The following is a 20,976-nucleotide window of genomic DNA, read 5'->3' as shown; positions in this document are numbered from 1 at the left end:
TTATGTCTTCTAATCCTGCTATCATTCTTAGTGTTGTTGATTTTGCACATCCTGATGGTCCTACAAATACCATGAATTCTCCATCTTTTATTTCTAGGTTTATTCCATGTACTGCTTTAAATCCATTCGGATATTGTTTTTCTACATTCTTTAATATTACTTCTGCCATTATTTTTCTCCTAAGATTTATTTTTGTAAAAACACTCGCATTTAATATACGAGTGTTTCCTATATTTAGAGGAATTTTACAATTGCGATAATTTTTTAAATTGTTCTTTTAAACTAATATATAATTCATTATATATTTGATAAACTTTCATATATTTATCATAATTCATTTTATTTGGAATAAATTTTTCAATTTGACTGTTATTTTTTTCAAAATAATCATTTAAACTGATTAATTCTAATTTATCCGCAACTAATAGAGCTACACCTAAAGTAGTTCCACTATTATTTGCAATCAATATATTTTTATTAAAAATATCTGCTAACATTTTAGACCATATTTTATTTTTTGATCCTCCACCTGTAAGTTTCATTTCATCTACTTTTATTCCCATTTCTTCAATTACATCTAAACAATTTTTCAAAGAATAACTAATTCCTTCTATAGTCGATCTAACAAAATGATTTTTATCATGTTTGGCTGATATTCCAAAATATACTCCTCTACATTCAGAATCCAAATGCGGTGTTCTTTCACCCATTAAATATGGTAAATATATTAACTTATCTGCTCCAATTTCAATTTTATCTAAATTTGAGGTTATTTCTGAAAAATCTTTATTTCCAAAAAATAAATTTCTCATATAACTTAAAGATAATCCAGCCGCTTGTGTAACTCCCATTACATGCCAAGTATTTGGAATAGCTGCACAAAAAGTATGTACTCTACCTTTTTTATCAATTATAGGTGTATTTATAGGAGCAAATACTACACCACTTGTTCCTATAGTTGTAAATGCTTCATTTTCTTTTATTACACCCATTCCTACTGCAGCTGCTGCATTATCCCCAGCACCTGCAATAATTGGAATTCCTTCTTTTAATCCTGTTAATTCAAAAAACTTTTTACTGGTATATGCAACAATTTCATTCGACTCGTAAACATCTGCTAGTAAATCTATATCAATATCTAAAATTTCCAAAATTTCATTCGACCATCTTCTATTTGGTACATCAAGTAATTGCATTCCACTTGCATCACTAACATCTGTTGCAAATACATCACTCATTATAAATCTAATATAATCTTTTGGTAACAATATTTTCTTACATTTATTATAATTTTCAATTTCATTATTTTTTATCCACATTATCTTAGAAGCTGTAAAACCTGGTAAAGCAGGATTTGCTGTTATTTCTATTAGTTTTTCTGCACCAACTTTATTTGTTATCTCTATACATTCTAAACTTGTTCTTTGATCTGCCCAAATTATAGAAGGACGAATAACATCATAATTAGAATCTAACATAACTAATCCATGCATTTGCCCAGTAAGTCCTATTCCTACAATATTATTTACATCAACTTTAGAGTTATTAACTATATCTTTAATTGTATATATTAAAGCTTTTTTCCAATCATTTGGATCTTGTTCCGCCCATCCATTTTGCGGTTGATATAGTGGATATTCATAATTTGAAACAAATACTTCTTTTAAATTCTCATTATATAGAACTGTTTTAGTTGATGATGTCCCAACATCTATTCCTATTAAATACTTCATATTCTAACCTCATCTTAATATAATTTGATTTAATATTGATTCTAAATATTCCTGTCTTCCACTTTCCATTGTTATTTTCTCTTTATTTTCAATATAATTCTCTAATTCTTCAAGATTAGTGTTTTCATCTAATATTTTTTTACCTATTTCAGAATTATAACTCGAATATCTATTTTTTATATTTTCCTCTATTCTTCCATCTTCTATTATTTCAAATGCTTTTATTAAGCCTTTAGCAAATGTATCCATTCCTAAAATATAAGCTAATACTATATCTTCAAATGTAAATGATCCTCTTCTAACTTTTGCATCAAAATTTAATCCTCCATTTGTAAACCCACCAGCTTTTATAACTTCATACATTGCAAGCGTTGCATCATATATGTTTGAAGGAAATTGGTCAGTATCCCATCCTAAAAGCATATCTCCTTGATTAGCATCTATACTTCCAAAAACATTATTAACTCTTGCAACATTTAATTCATGTTGAAATGTATGTCCTGATAACGTAGCATGATTTGCTTCTATATTCATTTTAAAATCATTTTCTAATCCATATTTTCTTAAAAATGCTAATGTTGTTGCAACATCAAAATCATATTGGTGTTTTGTAGGTTCTTTTGGTTTAGGTTCTATATAAAAATCACCTTTAAATCCTTTATCTCTTGCATATTTAACTGCCATTTTCATAAGTCTTGCTAAATTATCTAATTCAAATCCCATATCAGTATTTAATAAAGTCTCATATCCTTCTCTTCCACCCCAGAAAACATATCCGCTTCCATTTAATTCTATAGTAGCATCTATTGAATTTTTAATTTGAGAAGCAGCATGTGCAAATGCATCTACATTACAAGATGTAGCCGCTCCATGCATATATATTGGATTTGAGAAACAATTTGCAGTTCCCCATAATAATTTTATATTAGTATTTTCCATTTTACCTTTTATATATTGAACTATCTCTTTTAAATTTTTTCTATATTCTTTAAAATTATTTCCTTCTACAGCTATATCTACATCATGAAAACAAAAATATTCAATTCCAAGTTTTTCCATCAATTCAAAACCTGCATCTACTTTAGCTTTAGACCTAGCTATTTCATCAATTTCTCCGTATTTTCTATCAATTGTTCCTCTACCAAATGGATCTACTCCCTCAGCAACAATTGTATGCCACCAAGACATTGCAAATTTTAAATGATCTTTCATCTTTTTCCCATTTATAACTCTTTCTGCATCATAGTATTTAAAAGATAACGGATTTTTAGAATCTGGTCCTTCAAATTTAATTTTAGGTATATTTACAAAATATTCTTTCATCTTTCTAATTATGGATTTACATCCATATTCTCCTTTCAATTTAAAATTCTACTATATATTCTTTACTCCAATCTATAAAATCTGTACTTTGATAAACTGGTATCATCGGTATTTTACTTCCCTCTTTAATTAAAATTATTATAGGTAAATCTGTAGATTTTATTTCATAATATTTATTTCCATTATATTTTTCTTTAGTAAAGTAATCAATCCATATTCCTTCAGGAATATATACTTTTCTTAAATCTTTATTTTCTTCAAATAAAGGGGCCACTAAAATATCCCTACCAAATAAATATTCATCTTCTATATTCCAAGCAAATTCATCAGTTGGATATTCAAAAAATAATGTTCTTAATAAAGGATATCCTTTTTCACTTGCATATTTAGATTCTTTTAAAATATATGGTAACAGTTGATATTTTAATTCAACACTCTTTCTAAAAATTTCTTTAAACTCATTAGTGTACTCCCAAGGCTCTTTAGGTGGTTGTCCATGAGTTCTACTGTGAGATGTTAACATTCCAAAAGGAATCCATCTTTTATATAAATTTTCTGGTGATTTAAATGTAAATCCTCCTATATCATGACTCCAAAAAGTAAAACCACAAAGTCCTAATGATAAACCTGCCCTTAATGAAGCTGCCATTGAAGAATCTGTAATTTCGGCATCTCCACCCCAATGAACTGGGTATCTTTGTGAACCTGCCCATGCACTTCTTGCCCACATTATATTTTCATTATTTATTTTATATGTTATTTCATTAACTGCTTTGTTATATCTTAAAGGATACAAATTATGTTCAAATCTTCCTGATTTTCCAGAACTATATAATGCTTCATATGGTGCAGCTTCACCAAAATCTACCTTAATTGCTGAAACACCCATTTCAAATAATTCTTTTAATTTTTCTTGATACCACTTTACAGCTTTTTCATTACTAAAGTCTATAATTATATCTTCTGTAGGAATTTCTCCATCATAACCCTTGATATAGTATTTATTTTCTAAAGCTTCTTTATATAAACTATTAGTTGGAGTAATATATGGTAGCTGCCATAATGATACTCTAAAACCTTCTTCTTTCAGATCTTCCATCATTTTTTTAGGATCAATAAATCTACTTTCTGAAAATTTATAATTACATTTCCAATCTTCTTCAAACCATCCTGTATCTAAATGTATTACATCACAAGGAATTTTTTCTTCTCTAAGTCTTTTTGAAACTTCTCTTACTTGCTTCTCATTATCATAAGTTATTCTACTCATCCAAAGCCCAAAACTCCATATAGGTGGCATTTTAGCCCTACCCGTTAAACTTGTATATTCTTCTAATATCTCTTTAGGTTCTCCTAAAAAAATGAAAAAATCAATTTTATCATCATCTAAATATATAGTTTGAACTCCATCATAATCACGGCCTAAATCACATGTAATAGCTGAACTTGTGTGCATAAATATTCCATAACCTTTATTTGAAAAATAAAAAGGTATTGGTTTATACATATCTCTATTTTGTGCTCCTAAAGCATCATATGTCCATAAATTTATTTTCTGACCTCTTTTATTCAATCTTGTAAATGACTCACCTAATCCATATAATTTTTCATCATACTTCAATTCAAAACTTGCTGCAATTTTTCTCTTAAAAGAAGAAATTTCTCTAATATATGAAAAAGGTATGGGATATGTATTATCTAATCCTTTATTATCTTCAATTTGAAAGGTTTTTAAAATACTTTCTCCATTTGAATTTATTATTTCAATATTAAATGGTCTCTTATAAATATTTATAGAATATTTTTTTCCCTTAATTATATATTTATTATCATCTTTTATAATTTCACTTTCTATATCTTGAACTTTATTCAATATCATCAAAGAGTCTTCATCTACTATATCTCTATGATTATTATCCATTCTTATTCTTACACAATTTTCACTTATAAAAGAAATTTTAAATTTACCTATTTCATCCACTTCATATTCAGCAGGAAATTCCCAAGAATTTGTTTTTTCAAATGGAGCTGTAATAGCATTAAAACTCATTCTATATTTTCTATTGTATCTATCCCATTTTATTTTCCCGTTTTTCCCATCAAATTCTATTAATTCATTCATATTAAAATATGCATTATCATATTTTTTAAAATCATTACTAATATCTAATCTTTGATTTAAAACCTTTATATTAACATCTCTCATTTTTACTCCTTCACTGCTCCTTGAGTTAAGCCTCCTATTATATATTTTTGTAAAAAGACAAAAATTAAAATTACAGGTATCATTATAACAACTCCAAAAGCCATTATTTTATTCCATTGAATTCCATATTTACCAACAAAATTATATATCCCCACTGTTATTGGCCTCATTGTTCCATCTGCTAAGAAAGTTAAAGAAAAAATTAAATCTCCCCAAGCAAATAAGAAAGAAAATATTGCCGACATTATAATTCCAGGATAACTTAATGGTAACATTATTCTTACAAACGCAGTCCAAGTATTACATCCATCTATTATCGCTGCCTCTTCAATATCTTTAGGTAAGGATAAAAAATAAGGTCTAAGCATCATAACAGAAAAAGGTATTGCAACAGTACAATTAGCAATAATAGGGGCAAAAAATGTATTTGTAATCCCTATAAATCTAAATAATATAAACATTGGTGTTAAAAGTAATGTTGCCGGCATCAGTTGTGTTATTAAAAATGACTGTATCAAATATTTTCTACCTACAACATTAAATCTTGCAAGACCATATGCAGCTGGTACAGAAATAATAACAGATATTATCATTGTTGGTATTGAAACTGTTAAACTATTAAAAAATCCTTTTAAAATATTATAGTCTCCTCCAATAAATTGTTCTGAATATGCATTAAATATTATTTTTCTAGGAATAATCGTCGGATTTAAACTGAATATTTCAGAATCTGTTTTTAAAGAAGATACTATAATCCAATATAAAGGAAATAAAAATACAATTGCTATAATAATAGCTATAAAATTATAGATATATTCCATTTTATTTTTTTTAATCATCACATAACCTCGTCTTGTTTTATAAATTTAATATAAATAACTGAAACTATTACTAGTATCAAACATAATATATTCGCTACACTTGATCCTAACCCAAAATTAAAAGTATCAAATGAATATCTATAAGAAAGTGTTGATAAAACCTCCGTAGCATTAACAGGTCCACCATTAGTCATTATAAATACTAAATCAAATACTTTAAATGTATTAATAAATCCTAAAGTAATTACAGCTAATATTGCTGGTTTTATTGAAGGTAATGTAATATAAATTATTTTTTGAAACCAATTTGAACCATCTAATTCTGCACTTTCATAAAGTGTTTTAGGAATAGTACTTAATCCTGTTACTAATAAAATCATATTAAATGGTATTCCTATCCAAATATTAGTAATAATTAAACTCCACATTGAACTTTTTTGCCCTAATAACCATTCAATTGGTTCTTTAATAATATGTAATCTCAATAGTATTTCATTAATTATTCCTCCATTTATAGCAAACATAAATTTAAAATTTAGTGCTGTTACGGTTAAAGGTAATAACCATGCTACCATTATTAAACCTCTAATAAATCTAGCTAATTTAAAATCTATATTAAAAAACATAGCAAGTGCAAATCCTATAGTAAATTGAAATATAATACAAACAACAGTATAAAAAAGGGTATTAAATAAAGCCTTATAAAATACAGGATTATTTAAAACTGTTATGTAATTTCTCAGTCCTACAAAAGGTTTTATTCCAGTATTCAATGACATTAAATTTACTTCTTGAAAACTGATAATGATATTATATACTATTGGATATCCTACAAAAAACAGCATAAATAAAACTGCAGGTAAAATATACAAATAACCAATTTTTTCTTTAAGTCTTCTCATTAATACCCTCTCCTATTCTAATTTATTTTAATAAAGGTTCTATTTTCATTTGTGCATTGTTTAATGCTTCTTCAGGAGTTAATGCTCCAACTTCTATTTCTTGAAGAGCTGTATAAATCGCTTCAGAAATTTCAGGCCATTTAGCATGAGGTCCTCTTGGTAATGCATATTGCATTTGTTCAGCAAATACTTTTTTAATAGGATCTGTTGTCCATTCTGGTTCTTTTGCTACATCACTTCTTGGTGGGAAGTATCCTGTTTGACCTATAAATTCTTTTACAGTATTATAATCTCCTATATATTTTAATAAATCCCATGCTGCATCTAAATCTTTAGTACTTGAAGTTATACCTAAATTTTCTCCTCCTAATACAGATGCATTTACTTTATCTACTGGCATCATCGCTACACCAAATTCAATATTTGGATTATCTGTTGTAATTTGAGAAACCATCCATGGTCCTCCAATAAACATAGCTACTTTTTCTGCTGAGAATTGTTTTTGTGCATCTCCTTGTCCCCATGTTGGAGTTTCTTTACTCATTAATCCTTCTACTATTAATTCTCTCCAAAAACTTGCTGCTTTAATTGTTCCTTCTGAATTTAATTTATCATATGATCCACCTGCAGAAATCATCCATGGTAAGAATTGGAATGTTGCTTCTTCATTTTTAGGTGATCCCACTGCCATTCCGAAAATTCCATTTTTTGTTAATTTTTTAGCTGCTTCTTTTAATTCAACCCAAGTAGTTGGTACTTCAACTCCAGCTTCATTTAACATTTTTTTATTATAGAATAATGCTAAGTTATTACTTGTAAAAGGTAATCCATAATGTTTTCCATCAACCATTGTTGATAACATTGGGCCTTTAAAATACATATCTTTTCCTTCCCATGCATTCATTTTATCTGTAATATCTGCAAATATTCCCATTTGAGCAAATTGAGCATGGTCTGGATTGTCTATCATTATTATATCAGGTAATGTTCCAGCACCTATTGCTACTGATAATTGTTTTTTATAATCACCAAAAGGTATATATTCAGCTTGAATTTTTACACCTTTCTCTTTAGAATAATTGTCTAATTGTGTTTGAAAAACCTTTGCTTCATTATTAGAAAGATACGTCCAAACTTTAATAACTTTTTCTTCAGTCGCATCTGTAGATTCTTTCTTAGTTCCACAACTAAACATCATAAATATCATACTTAATAATATGATAATTTTTTTCATAATAATCACTCCTATCTATTTTTTCGTGCTCGCGCACATTTAATTTTAAAATTTTTAAAGATTATCTTTCATTTTTATTTCTGTATTTGTATGTATAATTTTATTTTGAGGCTCAAATCCCATCATTAAATAATTAAAAATAATTTCAGTAGCTTCAAAACCTTGTCTATAAGGTTCCTGACATATAGTTGCAACAATATTTCCTTTAGTCATATTTTTCCTAACTTCAGGTGTTAAATCCACTGTGATTATATCTAATTTATCAATAAGTTCCTTTTCTTTAATTGCTTTTAAGCCACCTTTAATACCTGCTGCACAAAAAAATATTCCATTCACTTTATTATTTTCAAGAATTTTTTTTGTAACTTTATATGATATTTCATCAATATCCTCATTTTCCTCAATACATATTATATTTATATTAGAATTGTTTTCTTTAATAAATTCTTTAAATCCTTTTATTCTTAAATTATGTCCTAAAACTAAATTAGAACCTGTTACTATCGCAACATTATATTCTTTATTTTTAGAAATTAGTGAAAATAAAGATGCAGCAACTCTACCTGCTTGTATATAATTAGAACCTATGTAAACTAATCTTTCACTTCCCTCAACATCTATATTTACATTAACAATCGGAATTTTTTTTTGTGAAACTTGATTTAATTTTTCTACTACTCTAATATCATTTATTGGAGAAATAATTAAAGCATCAACATTATTCTCTAACATATTATCAATAGCTTTTATTTGTTCTAAAACTTGATATCCTTTTTTATTTTCCATTATTATACTAAATCCAAAATCTCTTATACTTTTTTCTTTATCAAGTATTCCTTTTATAACTTCCTCATAGAACGGATTGTCTACAGAATTTAATATTATTCCTATTTTTTTTTGAGAAAATTGTTTTTGAGCTAATGCCTTCGCGACCATATTAGGTCTATAATTTTGTTCTTCAATAATATTTAATATTTTAGTCTTAACTTCTTCTCTAACTCCGCCTCTATTATTCAAAACTCTATCTACCGTTCCTCTTGAGACTTCTGCTAGTTCCGCAATTTTTTTTATAGTTATAGCCATAAAACCTCCGTGTTCGTGCACAATATATTTTACCTTGATTTTTATTTTTGTCAATAGATTTATAATTTTTATTTTTATTCTCTAAAAATTATAAGTATTCTTTGATAATTAAACTAAAAACTTGGTTTAAAAAATTAAACCAAGTTTTACTCTATTTCTCTATAGGAAATATTTCTAATATTTCCTTTTCTTTATTTTTGTATATTAAATCATTTAACAATTCTATTGCAATTTCAGAAAATTTATTAAATGGAATAATATTAGAATGTATATTCTTATTCATAAAATCTAAAATTTCATTATTTTCAAAGGTAGATATTTGATATTTTGTTATATTTTCATTAAGTTCTTTAAGAGCTTTCATAAAACCAAACGTCATAAGATTATTTGATATATATACAGCATCTATATCTTTTTTTATAATTTCTTTCCCTATTTTATATCCACTTTCCATTGAAAAATCTCCATAAAAAACATTACTTTCATCATATTTTATTCTATTATTTACCAAAACATCCTTATATGCTTTAAACCTTTCATTTGCAGTTGAAACATCTAACGGTCCACTTATAAAAGCAATATTTCTAGCTCCATTATCTATCATTTTTTTTATTGAATTATAGGTAGTTTGATAGTTTTCAATGAAAACACCAGAAAAATCATCACTAATTTTCCTATCTAAAAAAACTACAGGGATTTTTTTTATCAATTCTTTAAAATATTCAATTTTATAATTCGAATTTTTTGTTACAACTATTATTATACCTTTTACTCTCTCTTTTAGAAATAAATCTATATAATTATTTTGAATGTCGAAATCTTCGTTGCTACATCCTAATAATAAATTTAACCCTCTATCATTTGAAATATTCGTTAGTTCATTTATAATATTAGAAAAATATAAATTCTTAATATCTGGAACTATTACTCCTATTGTATTATTTTCATTTTTAACTAAATTCCTAGCAATAGCACTAGGTCTATAATCATTATTTTTTATTAATTCTAAAATTCTTTTTCTAGTTTTTGAATTAACATCTTCTTTATTATTTAATACCCTAGATACTGTAGCAACTGATACTCCAGCAAGCTTTGCTATATCTTTTATTTTCATATATTTCCTTTTTAAATTAAACAAGTAGTATAAATGTTAAAACTAATATACTAATCATTCCTACAACTATTGGAACTATTGTTCTTTTAATTACATCTGTAGGTCTTGCATTCATTGTAGTTGATATAATAACTATTACTGCTGCAACAGGTGAAATTGATCTTACTAAGTTAGCAAACATTTGCATTGGTAATGATATTGTTTGTGGTGGTATTTTAGCTGCTGTTGCTACTGCTGGTATTAATGCAACAGTTGCATAGAATACAGATAATCCACTTCCTGATATTAAACCTATAATTAAAGTGATTAAGCTAAATCCTAAAATCATAAATATTCCTGCACCATTTAAATTATTAACTGATCCAGTTAACATTTTTATAATCCCTAATGCTTTTAATCCTTCAACTAGCATTCCTGCTGCTACTAATAATGTTACTACCATACTTAATCCATTACCCATACCTTTAAAATACTCTTTTAATTCAGAACTAAGTTTTGGTAAATTTTTAGTTTTTAGTGTATCTACAATTATCGAAATAATTAATGAGATAAATGTAATTGTAACTAATCCTACTTTAACTTGTTTAAAGAATATATTTATTATTAATACTAAAATTAAAGGTAATAAAGGTAAAATACCATAATATATTGGCATTAAATCTTTTGTATCTTTAACTTGATTTTTCATATTTAAATCAACTTGAGTAAATCCATCTTTTTTATCTAAATATTTTTGCCAGAAATAATGAGCTAATGCCATTATCAATAATGTTGGAATAGAAATCATAGCATGATCTCTTACATAATCTACAATATTCATTCCAAATGTTTCTGCAGCAATTACATTATCAGCACCTAATGGTGTCGGCATAATTGTTGCCGTAGTTGCAATAACCCCTGCAGCTGCTAATGGTGAAATTTCTAAACTAGTTAAAATAGGAAATAATGTTGCCATAAGTAAAATACTTAAACTTGAAGCACTTGGTAATACTAACGACATTAAATTACCTAGTAAAAAAATTATTGGAATTAAAAGATACTTAGCTTTAATTGTTTTTAAAGGTTTTGTCATAATATCAATAGTTACATCATTTGCACCAATAACATTCATATAAGCTGAGTAACCAAATAAAGTCATAATTGTAAGACCAATATTACCTAAATTTTTCAAGAATAGTGTTTCAATAACTTTGAAAACATCTAAATACACAAATCCTGTAGTTACTTTTTCATCAAGAATTGTATGTCCTAATAAAGCTGCACAAAAAAGTAAAATTAAACCTCCTAATGCTAAGGCTAAAATTGAATCAAATTTTTTTACAATTAAATATGCAACAAATGAAACGACAATTATTGCAATAATAATTTCTAACATAACATCATCCTTTCTCTTATTATATACATTTATTTAACGATTCTATAAACCATGTTCTAAATTCTTCCGCTTTTACATCTGTTATTACTTTTACATTCTTTATATCTTTTTTTAAATATCCTCTTAAATCTACTAGAGTTACTCCTTTAGTCATCTCTCCTTTTAACTCTACATCAACATATGTGTCAACATATTCAAATAAATCAGGTTTTAATAAATATGCAACAGCTGTTGAATCATACATTTTTAATCCTGTATTAAAACTTCCACCACGATACTTTTTAAATAATGAATACACCATTTCACCTGTTTTATTCTGAACTTTTATTTTTTCACTATCTTCTGGATATATTAAGGCTTTAAGTCCTATATCTAATCCAGCCATTACTATAGGTACCCCTGAGTGAATTACAATGTATGCTGCTTCTGGATCAACAGCTATATTAAATTCTGACATAACTCCTTTATTTCCTCTAGTTAAACTTCCACCCATAAAAACTATTTCCTCAATTTTATTTTTAACATCAGGATAAATTTTTAATAAAAGTGCAATATTTGTTAAAGGACCTATAGCCATTATAGTAGTTTTTTTGTCTTTTTCCATTATCGTTTTATACATATAGCTTAAGAAATTTTCATCAACTATATCTACCACTGGATCTTCAAAATCCCAGCCTTCCATTCCACTAAGACCATGAACATCTACAGCTGTTTCAAGTTTTTCAATTAAAGGTGATTTACTTCCCATTACAACTGGTATTTCTTCTTTTCCAAAAAATTTCAATAATCTTCTAGCATTTAAAGTTACTTTTTCAATATCAACATTACCTGCAACTGTTGAAATTAGATTAACATTATATTTTTCTGAAAATAATGCTATTGCAATCGCTACTGCATCATCAATACCTGGGTCAGTATCAATTATTAAATTTTTTCTCATAATTTCCTCCTAATTAAATAAATATTGATGTTGATGGACCAATATTAAAATTAAATAATATATATATAAATAACTGTATCAACCAAACTATTAAAAATGAAATTGATAAAGGGAACATAAATTTAAATAATTCATAAAAACCAATATCTTTATTATATTTATTCATAGTTGCTAAAATAAAAGGTACAAAAGGTTCTAATGGTGAAATTGGATTCGTAACAGAATCAGCTATTCTAAATACCAATTGCCCAAATGCAGGAGTAAATCCTAAATTTATAAATAAAGGTATAAAAATTGGTGCCATTATAATCCACTTTGCACTCATTGATCCAATAAAAATATTTAAAATCATTGAAAATACTATAAATAAAATAATAAAGACATATATATTTAAATTAAACTTAGATATTAATTTTATCCCTAAATATGAAAAATATAATCCAATATTACTTTTCTTAAATATCCCTATAAACTGAGAGGCAAAAAAACATAAAACAATAAAGTTAGAATATTTACTTATACTTTTATTCAATAAATCTATGAAATCATTAAAATTATTTATTAGTTTAATATGTTTACCAAAAACAATAGCTGGAATCATAAATAATAATGTAATTATAGGTATTATTCCTTTAATTAATGTTGAATTTATTAAATCTCCATCCACTCCTCTTAAAATTCCATTTTTAGGTATAAATAATAGAATCAATATTAATAAATATCCTAATAATGAAATATTTGCATAAAAAATTCCTTTTTTTTCATTTTTTGATAAATCTACTATTTCCTCTTGAAAATTTATTACTTCATATTTATTAACCATAGGAGAAACAATATATTCTATAACCAAAGTACCTACTAACATAAGTAATATAGTAGAAACAGCAAAAAAATACCAATTTGATGTAGGTAATACATTAAAATTTTTATCTACAATTCTTGCAGCATTTTGTGTTATTGAAGAACTTATTACATCAGTTGTTGAAATAAATATATTAGCACTTAATCCTCCAGCAACTCCGATAAAACCTGTAATTATTCCTAATAAGGGGTTTTTATTTGCAATTTTAAACATTATAGCCCCTAATGATGGCACAATAGCAAAGGAAGCACTTCCCGCAAGATTACCTATTATACCTAACAATAATAGTAATGGTGTAATTAAATATTTCGGTATTTTTATTATTAGTTGTTTTAAAACTAATTCTAAATATTTTGTTTCTTCAGCTATACCTATTCCTAAAACTACAATTAAAACTATTGGTAATACATTAAAATCTGAAAAATTTTTTACTCCATTACTTAAAATCCATTCAATTCCTGAATGGTTTAATAAATTTTCTATTACATAATTTTTATCTTGAGTCTCTAAATAAAAACTTGTATCTCTAAGTATGTAGGAAAAAATTAATACTATTATCCATAAAAAAATAAAAATAAGTATAGGACTAAATTTACTTTTCTTCATTTTATATGCACATACTTTCTATAAATCTTTTTGTTTCTTCATAAGTTGGTATACTTTCTTGAGCTCCATTTTTAGTAACTACTATAGCTGATACCGCAATGGCAAATTTAATAGACTCTTCTAAACTTTGGCCTTTAGTAATACATGATGCAAACGCTCCAATAAATGAATCTCCTGCGGCAGTTGTATCTACAGCTTTTACTTTATAAGCTGGAATATCTATTAATTTAAACTTTTCATTTACTACTCTAACACCTTTTTCTCCAAGCGTTATTATTAAGTTATTTATTGAATTTTCTTTTTTTATATTTAATACTTTTTCACTATCTTCATAATTTGTTTCAAAAATATATTCAAATTCTGTTTCATTCAAAATTAAGTAATCTATATTTTTAAAAATTTCATTAGATAATTTTACTGCTGGCGCAGGATTAAAAATTGTTTTTTTATTATTTTCTTTTGCTTTTTTTAATACGTAATTTGTAACATCAATAGGTATTTCATTTTGTAAAATAACTATATCTGTTTCTTTAATAAAATCTATTTTTTCATCTATATCATCTTTTTTTATTTCAAAGTTAGCACCTGGAATTACTATTATATTATTATCACCATTATTATCTACTGTAATTATAGCTTTTCCAGTAACTTTATTACTTTTTATAATTATTGGTTCTACTTTATTCTTAATTAAATTTTCAATTAATTCATCCCCATCACTATCAAAACCAACACATCCTATCATTTTAGTATTCATATCTAACTTTGATAATGCTACTGCTTGATTTGCCCCCTTACCTCCACAACTTTTATAACAATCATATCCCATAATTGTCTCACCTAATTTAGGTAATTTTTCTACTTTTGCTGTAATATCCATATTTAAACTTCCTACCACTAATGCTTTATTCAAGTTAATCTCCTCCTAAAGTCATTATCGTAAACGATTACGATTTATAGTAAATAATACCTCGATTTTTTAAAAAGTCAAGATACTTATAAAATAAAAAGAAGGTTTTTGATATGTACCCTCTTTACTGGACAAACCAGTAAGGAGGGTATTTTTATGCGTTACAGTTTTGAATTTAAAAAGAAATGTGTTGAAATGTACAAAAAAGGAATTTATCCAGAAACACCAGATGGTTTACGAACAAAAAGATTTAGAGATAAAATTAGACATTGGGTATTACTTGCAGATCATCACGGAATTGACATACTTAAACCTAAACAATCTTGGAAAAAATGGTCAGCCGATGAAAAATTAGTTATTGTAAATAAATATTTAGCTGCTAATTCTATTAATTCTATCAGTATTATTGAAGGAATTAACCCTTCTATAATATCTAAATGGGTGTACAATTATCAAAATTATGGGTATAATGGACTTATAGAGAAAAAGAAAGGTCGTCCACCCATGAAAAAGAAAATAAAAGATATAGAAGAGAATAAACCAAGACAATTAAATGAATCTGAATATGAAGAATTAATTAGATTAAGAGAAGAAAATGAATATTTAAGAACAGAGCAGGCTGTAATAAAAAAAATGATGGCCTTGAGAAAAGAAAAGGAAGCAAACTTACTCAAGGCGAAAAAGCAGGAATAGTTAAAGAGCTTCGTGAAAAAGGATATAAGCTAAAATATTTATTGAAAGCTACTTGTATGTCAAAATCTACATACTATTATGAAATCAGTAAAATAGATGTAGTAGAAGAACGTAATAAAGAGATAATGATATTGATTAAAAAAATATTTGAAGAGCATAAATGTAGATATGGAGTACGTAGAGTACATAGAGAATTATTGAATTTAGGATATAAGATTAACCATAAAAGAGTCCAAAGATTAATGAATAAAATGGGATTATTGGCTAGAAGACCTAAGAGTAAATATCGTTCATATAAAGGAGAGATAGGGAAGGTTGCAAAAAATATAATTAATAGAGATTTTAATGCAACAGCACCATTACAAAAATGGAGTACAGATATATCTGAATTTTCATTTAAATGGGGTAAATGTTACTTTTCTCCAATACTAGATATGTATAATAATGAAATAATATCATATCATATTTCATTGAGTCCTAATTTAGAATTAGTATCTACAATGCTTAAGAAAGCATCTAAAAAATTTCCTCATATTAAAAAATTGATATTTCATTCAGATCAAGGGTGGCATTATCAGCATAATCATTACATAAATGAATTAAAAAAACATAATATTACACAATCTATGTCAAGGAAAGGAAATTGTTATGATAATTCAATAATAGAAACTTTTTTTGCTAGATTAAAAGTAGAAATGTATTATGGTGAAGAATACAAGTATAAATCTTTTGAAGAATTTTCAAAAGCAATAAAAGAATATATAGAATATTATAATAATAAAAGAATACAGGCTAAAACAAAATGGATGCCTCCTGTTAAGTACAGGCAAACATCCATTTCCATAGTCTAATTCATATGTGTCCAGAATTTTGGGTACATATCATTTTTACCTTCTTTTTAATAAATTTAATCTTATTTTTTAAATTTACCGTATATTACTCCTCCTATTATTGATCCTATAGCAATCGCAACTACCCAAAGGAATGCATTAGTCACAAGAGGTAATACTAAAAATCCACCATGCGGTGCTGGAACTTGTACTTTAAATATATAGCTAAGTATTGCCGAAATTGAAGAACCTAACATTAAAATCGGCAAAACTACTAAAGGATTTTCTGCAGCAAATGGTATAGCACCTTCTGTTATATGTGCAGATCCTAATACAAAGTTAACATAAGCTGCATTTTGTTGATCTTTTGTAAATTTATTTTTATAAAGTAACGCTGCTACCGTTGTAATTAATGGTGGAGTAATACAAGCTGCTGAAACTCCTGCCATAAAATAATAATTTCCTTGACCAAGTAACAGTGTCCCTGTAACATAAGCCGCTTTATTCACTGGACCTCCCATATCAAATGCACACATAGATCCAACTATTATTCCTAAAATTATTGGATTTGAATTTTGAAAAGAAGCAATAAAATCCATCATAACATTATTAATATATGTAATAGGCGCTATAGTAAAATTCATTATCACACCTATTAAGAAAATACCAAAAACTGGGTAAAGAAATATAGGCTTAGTCCCTTCAAGAGATTTAGGTAAAACTGAAAATACTTTTTTAAGTAATACTATTATATATCCAGCTAAAAATCCTGCAATTATTCCTCCCAAAAATCCTGCTCCACTTTGATTAGCGTATAATCCTCCAACTATACCAACTACCAATCCAGGTCTTTCCGAAATAGAGGCTGCGATATACCCTGATAATATAGGTATCATCATTTGAAATGCTAAACCTCCTGTATTTTTAAGAAGAGCTGCAAAAGGATTATATTGATCACTGGCTGGATCAAAAGAAAAAATTCCAAATAAGAAAGATACAGCTATTAACACTCCTCCTCCAACTACAAATGGTAACATATGAGAAATCCCATTCATAAGGTGTTTATAAATCGTTCTTCCAATTCCTGTTTCATTCTTAAATTCTACAGTTTCTTTTTTCTCTCCTCCTAATATTTCCCCTTTATTTTCAGAAATTGCTAATAAAAGTTCTTTAGCGTTTTTTATTCCCTTTGAAACAGAAACTTCTATTACTTGCTTACCTACAAATCTTCCAACTTCAACATCTTTATCTGCTGCAACTATAATTCCTTGTGCTGAATTAATTTCTTCTTCTGTAAATCTATTTTGAACTCCAACTTGACCATGTGTTTCAACTTTTACATCAAGTTCTAGTTCTTCAGCAACTTTTTTAAATTTTTGCTCTGCAATAAATGTATGGGCAATTCCCGTAGGGCATCCCGTAACTACTAATATTTTCATCTTAACCTCCAAATTTATTCTATATTTTTAATTTTTATTTCATCTATTCTTTTTTCTATATCCTTCACATCACATAACCCTTTTGAAAAAGCTGTTAACGATCCTCCAGCAGCTCCTCTTTTTAAACTTTCTTCTAAATTATATCCAAGCATTAAACTTCCAACAAAAACAGAAAGTAATGTATCTCCTGCACATGCACTATTAACTAATTCTCCTTTTAATGCATTTGATTTTATTATATTATTTTTATTAATAAAAATAGCTCCTTGGTCTCCAAGACTCAACAAAACATTTTCTAAATTTTTATACTTTTTAAATATTTCTTCTTTTATATTCTTTATCATTTCATCATTTATTTCTACTATACCAAATATTTCTTTTAATTCTTCTTCATTTGGTTTTATCATATAAACAGGATATTTTAAACAATCTATTAATTTTTTAGAACTTATATCAAATATTATCCTTATTTCTCTCTCTTTACAAATTTTGGCAATTTCTACAAATATTTCATCATTTAATCCAGGGGGAAGTGAACCTGATACAAATAAATATGAGTTCTTTTCTATTTGATTTAATTTATTTAACAATTCATTTTCTTCTATTTTTTTTATCTCAGGCCCTCTATTAACTATTTTATATTCCTTATCTGAATTTATAAATACATTAATTCGAGTAACTCCATCCACATAAATAAAATCAGTTTCAATTCCTTTATCTTTTAATTCTTTTTCTATATATTCGCCTGAAAATCCTGCTAAAAATCCCATAGCAGTACTTTCTATTCCCATTTGTTTTAATATAAAAGATATATTTATAGCTTTTCCGTTGGCCTGATAATCTTCTTCTAAAGTCCTATTTACAACATTTTCCTTTAATTCATTTAATTTTACAAATAAATCTATTGCAGGGTTTAATGTTAGAGTATAAACTCTCATTTTGTTCTCCTTTTGTTCTTTTTTGTTTTTTATTGTTCAATATATTATACCTAAGTTTTTGGAAAAGTCAATAGTGTAATTGTTTTTTCTTTTAAATTAAGTTATAATATTTAATAAAGAAATATCTATAGGAGAACATTATGAAAAGTATAAGAAAAGATAAAATTATGGAAATTATTTTTAAAAAAAAATTTGTAACTATACACGAGCTTTCTAAAGAATTAAATGTTGTTCCTATAACTATTAGAAGAGATCTTGAAGCTCTATCTAATGAAGGGAAATTAATCAAAATACACGGTGGTGCAAAATTAAAAAGTTATATTGAAAATGAATTTGATTATCTTGAAAAAAAAGAAAAAAATGAAGATGAAAAAATTGAAATAGCTAAAAAAGCAGCATCTCTTATCACAAATAATGATATTATATATATTGGACCTGGAACAACAACAGAAAAAATTCTTGAATATATAGAAAATAAAAATGTTACTGTCATTACAAATTCTATGGTTATAATTCAAAAATATGCAAACTTACCTAATATAGAATTAATAATTCTAGGAGGAATCTTCAAGAAAAAAAGTAAAGCTATTTTACCTTATTTATTTGAAAATTTCGCCAATATTTTAAATGTTAATAAAGTTTTTATCGGTACAAATGGTATTTTTGAAAATAAAGTTACCTATTCTGATATTTCAGAAGGAAAAATAGAAGAAATTATGATTAACAATTCTATAGAAAGTTATATTTTACTCGATAATTCAAAATTTGACAAAAAATCTTTTTTTAGTTTTGATATGAAGAATAAAAAAATAAATTTAATTACTGATAGTAAAATTAGTAAAGAACTTATTATTAAATACTCAAAGTATTTTAATATACTTGACTAAAAAAGGGGCTGTTCCGAAATAGTTCAAAAAATAATGGAGAATTCTAGCATTTTTTAGAATTCTCCATTTTTTTGAAATAATACATTTTCTTATTAAAATTCATTTTTATACGATACTAAATTGAGGGTTGTACCCTCATGTCAAAAAGTTAAAGTTGAGATTATGCACTTATAGCATTTACTGATAAAATTAAAGTTAAAACCAACAATATTTTTTTCAAAATACTTTCTCCTTCAAACTATTAGTTTATATATTCAATTTGCTTTAAAATCATCAATTAAATACTAACATAACTTTTGCTTAATTCCAAGATTATCCTTAATTTTTTCTTCTTAATTTAACTTTTTATACAATTCATTTAAATACTTATCCAGTGAGGATATGTAGTATTTTTCAGTGAATTTTGAATATACTTCTTTATAGTATTTCATTTTTTCATTAAAATCATTAGACAAATCATTTTTTAATCTTACTTTTGCTTCTTCTATTTCCATCGGTTTTATTTTAAAGAAGAAAAGAAATCTCTTATAATCTTTTTTATAGTTATATATATTTGTATTTTTTAGAACAGGTTTTTCTGAAATATTAAAGAAAGTTGTTTCAATATGAAAGTCTAAACTATCTCTAATCTCTCTTTTGTAGTAAAAGCAAATGTTAATAAATATTTTTAAGAACTTTTCATCTATCTTTTTAATTACCTTTCCCCATTCTTTTTCTACTTCAATATTTTCTATATTCATATCAACAAATTTATCTATATTTTGATTTGCCTCTGAATTTATCCTTTTTATTAAATCATTAAATTGTGTTACTATTTCAAAACTAAGTTTTCTCTTTTTTTCTTCAACTATTACTATTTTTTCTCTTATTCTATCTATACTCTCTTCTGCCATCATTTGACCCTCCTTGTGATATTTATTTATATCATATATCTAAATCTATATATCAACAAGGAACAATTTTTAGATTTTTTTGTTCTATACTTTTTTGAACATTTTTAATTTAATTAATATGTTACCTCTGCTTCTGCAAATTTATCAAACAATCCTAGATAATGTTCCCTTATTTGTATTAATATTT

19 protein-coding genes are annotated in these 20,976 nt (G+C 26.2%); 3 read left to right on the top strand and 16 right to left on the bottom strand.

The genetic code is table 11. The features are described 5' to 3' along the window. The 13 genes from GM111_RS04545 to rbsK all read right to left on the bottom strand — a co-directional run. Nucleotides 1-169 (bottom strand): ATP-binding cassette domain-containing protein (locus GM111_RS04545; protein ID WP_156299685.1); only part of this gene is annotated, 169 nt, incomplete at its 3' end. 76 nt (nt 170-245) lie between these two features. Continuing rightward, nucleotides 246-1,733 carry a xylulokinase gene (gene xylB / locus GM111_RS04540; RefSeq protein WP_156299684.1) on the bottom strand — a complete coding sequence of 496 codons (1,488 nt, stop codon included), beginning with the start codon at nt 1,731-1,733 and terminating at the stop codon, nt 246-248. Between the two features lie 9 nt (nt 1,734-1,742). Then, on the bottom strand, nt 1,743-3,056 hold the full coding sequence (xylA, locus tag GM111_RS04535) for a xylose isomerase (RefSeq protein WP_156299687.1): 1,314 nt from the start codon (nt 3,054-3,056) through the stop codon (nt 1,743-1,745). A 40-nt stretch (nt 3,057-3,096) separates the two neighbouring features. Next, nucleotides 3,097-5,262: a glycoside hydrolase family 31 protein gene (locus GM111_RS04530; RefSeq protein WP_156299683.1), complete on the bottom strand. Its 2,166-nt coding sequence runs from the start codon at nt 5,260-5,262 to the stop codon at nt 3,097-3,099. A gap of 2 nt (nt 5,263-5,264) precedes the next feature. Beyond that, complete coding sequence (locus GM111_RS04525; protein WP_156299682.1) at nt 5,265-6,101, bottom strand: carbohydrate ABC transporter permease; 837 nt, start codon at nt 6,099-6,101, stop codon at nt 5,265-5,267. Next, complete coding sequence (locus GM111_RS04520; RefSeq protein WP_156299681.1) at nt 6,101-6,985, bottom strand: carbohydrate ABC transporter permease; 885 nt, start codon at nt 6,983-6,985, stop codon at nt 6,101-6,103. Before GM111_RS04520 ends, GM111_RS04525 begins: the two co-directional genes overlap by 1 nt. 22 nt (nt 6,986-7,007) lie before the next feature. After that, nucleotides 7,008-8,219, bottom strand: coding sequence for an ABC transporter substrate-binding protein (locus GM111_RS04515; RefSeq protein WP_156299680.1), 1,212 nt, complete (start codon nt 8,217-8,219; stop codon nt 7,008-7,010). A gap of 54 nt (nt 8,220-8,273) precedes the next feature. Then, entirely contained in the window at nt 8,274-9,302 is a 1,029-nt protein-coding gene (locus GM111_RS04510) for a LacI family DNA-binding transcriptional regulator (RefSeq protein WP_156299679.1), read from the bottom strand. Nucleotides 9,303-9,453: 151 nt separating this feature from the next. After that, nucleotides 9,454-10,416, bottom strand: coding sequence for a LacI family DNA-binding transcriptional regulator (locus tag GM111_RS04505; RefSeq protein WP_156299678.1), 963 nt, complete (start codon nt 10,414-10,416; stop codon nt 9,454-9,456). Between the two features lie 16 nt (nt 10,417-10,432). Then, complete coding sequence (gene dcuC / locus GM111_RS04500) at nt 10,433-11,791, bottom strand: C4-dicarboxylate transporter DcuC (protein ID WP_156299677.1); 1,359 nt, start codon at nt 11,789-11,791, stop codon at nt 10,433-10,435. Nucleotides 11,792-11,810: 19 nt separating this feature from the next. After that, nucleotides 11,811-12,731, bottom strand: coding sequence for a ribonucleoside hydrolase RihC (gene rihC, locus GM111_RS04495; RefSeq protein ID WP_231479768.1), 921 nt, complete (start codon nt 12,729-12,731; stop codon nt 11,811-11,813). A gap of 13 nt (nt 12,732-12,744) precedes the next feature. Beyond that, the gene (locus GM111_RS04490) at nt 12,745-14,199 is read right to left on the bottom strand and encodes an AbgT family transporter (protein WP_156299675.1); all 1,455 of its coding nucleotides are present in this window, start codon (nt 14,197-14,199) and stop codon (nt 12,745-12,747) included. A 1-nt stretch (nt 14,200) separates the two neighbouring features. After that, entirely contained in the window at nt 14,201-15,112 is a 912-nt protein-coding gene (rbsK, locus tag GM111_RS04485; RefSeq protein WP_156299674.1) for a ribokinase, read from the bottom strand. A 153-nt stretch (nt 15,113-15,265) separates the two neighbouring features. On the opposite strand from rbsK, the gene GM111_RS04480 reads away from it, so the two are divergent. Further along, nucleotides 15,266-15,802 (top strand): helix-turn-helix domain-containing protein, encoded by a 537-nt coding sequence (locus GM111_RS04480; protein WP_156299673.1) that lies wholly within the window; start codon nt 15,266-15,268, stop codon nt 15,800-15,802. Further along, entirely contained in the window at nt 15,709-16,653 is a 945-nt protein-coding gene (locus tag GM111_RS04475; RefSeq protein ID WP_156299672.1) for an IS3 family transposase, read from the top strand. Before GM111_RS04480 ends, GM111_RS04475 begins: the two co-directional genes overlap by 94 nt. Before the next feature lie 62 nt (nt 16,654-16,715). Here GM111_RS04475 and GM111_RS04470 read toward each other — a convergent pair whose 3' ends face one another. Together GM111_RS04470 and pfkB are read right to left on the bottom strand one after the other, a co-directional pair. Continuing rightward, nucleotides 16,716-18,071, bottom strand: a complete 1,356-nt coding sequence (locus GM111_RS04470) for a PTS fructose transporter subunit IIC (RefSeq protein WP_156299671.1) — start codon at nt 18,069-18,071, stop codon at nt 16,716-16,718. A gap of 14 nt (nt 18,072-18,085) precedes the next feature. Beyond that, entirely contained in the window at nt 18,086-19,009 is a 924-nt protein-coding gene (gene pfkB, locus GM111_RS04465; protein WP_156299670.1) for a 1-phosphofructokinase, read from the bottom strand. A 140-nt stretch (nt 19,010-19,149) separates the two neighbouring features. Here pfkB and GM111_RS04460 point away from each other — a divergent pair, with 140 nt between their 5' ends. Continuing rightward, nucleotides 19,150-19,896 (top strand): DeoR/GlpR family DNA-binding transcription regulator, encoded by a 747-nt coding sequence (locus GM111_RS04460; protein WP_156299669.1) that lies wholly within the window; start codon nt 19,150-19,152, stop codon nt 19,894-19,896. A gap of 332 nt (nt 19,897-20,228) precedes the next feature. Here GM111_RS04460 and GM111_RS04455 read toward each other — a convergent pair whose 3' ends face one another. Further along, complete coding sequence (locus GM111_RS04455; protein ID WP_156299668.1) at nt 20,229-20,792, bottom strand: hypothetical protein; 564 nt, start codon at nt 20,790-20,792, stop codon at nt 20,229-20,231. Between the last annotated feature and the right edge of the window lie 184 nt (nt 20,793-20,976).

It is taken from the genome of Streptobacillus canis (genome assembly GCF_009733925.1).
GTDB lineage: Bacteria > Fusobacteriota > Fusobacteriia > Fusobacteriales > Leptotrichiaceae > Streptobacillus > Streptobacillus canis.
Note: the sequence above shows the minus strand (reverse complement) of the source record. Positions and strands in the feature narration are given on the sequence as shown.

Bases quoted from the DNA above. Each gene is read 5' to 3' on its own strand.
- GM111_RS04515 (WP_156299680.1), bottom strand. From the start codon at position 8,219: ATGAAAAAAATTATCATATTATTAAGTATGATATTTATGATGTTTAGT.
- GM111_RS04470 (WP_156299671.1), bottom strand. From the start codon at position 18,071: ATGAAAATATTAGTAGTTACGGGATGCCCTACGGGAATTGCCCATACA.
- dcuC (WP_156299677.1), bottom strand. From the start codon at position 11,791: ATGTTAGAAATTATTATTGCAATAATTGTCGTTTCATTTGTTGCATAT.
- GM111_RS04510 (WP_156299679.1), bottom strand. From the start codon at position 9,302: ATGGCTATAACTATAAAAAAAATTGCGGAACTAGCAGAAGTCTCAAGA.
- GM111_RS04525 (WP_156299682.1), bottom strand. From the start codon at position 6,101: ATGATTAAAAAAAATAAAATGGAATATATCTATAATTTTATAGCTATT.
- GM111_RS04490 (WP_156299675.1), bottom strand. From the start codon at position 14,199: ATGAAGAAAAGTAAATTTAGTCCTATACTTATTTTTATTTTTTTATGG.
- GM111_RS04455 (WP_156299668.1), bottom strand. From the start codon at position 20,792: ATGATGGCAGAAGAGAGTATAGATAGAATAAGAGAAAAAATAGTAATA.
- GM111_RS04530 (WP_156299683.1), bottom strand. From the start codon at position 5,262: ATGAGAGATGTTAATATAAAGGTTTTAAATCAAAGATTAGATATTAGT.
- GM111_RS04505 (WP_156299678.1), bottom strand. From the start codon at position 10,416: ATGAAAATAAAAGATATAGCAAAGCTTGCTGGAGTATCAGTTGCTACA.
- GM111_RS04520 (WP_156299681.1), bottom strand. From the start codon at position 6,985: ATGAGAAGACTTAAAGAAAAAATTGGTTATTTGTATATTTTACCTGCA.
- GM111_RS04480 (WP_156299673.1), top strand. From the start codon at position 15,266: ATGCGTTACAGTTTTGAATTTAAAAAGAAATGTGTTGAAATGTACAAA.
- pfkB (WP_156299670.1), bottom strand. From the start codon at position 19,009: ATGAGAGTTTATACTCTAACATTAAACCCTGCAATAGATTTATTTGTA.
- xylA (WP_156299687.1), bottom strand. From the start codon at position 3,056: ATGAAAGAATATTTTGTAAATATACCTAAAATTAAATTTGAAGGACCA.
- xylB (WP_156299684.1), bottom strand. From the start codon at position 1,733: ATGAAGTATTTAATAGGAATAGATGTTGGGACATCATCAACTAAAACA.
- GM111_RS04460 (WP_156299669.1), top strand. From the start codon at position 19,150: ATGAAAAGTATAAGAAAAGATAAAATTATGGAAATTATTTTTAAAAAA.
- rihC (WP_231479768.1), bottom strand. From the start codon at position 12,731: ATGAGAAAAAATTTAATAATTGATACTGACCCAGGTATTGATGATGCA.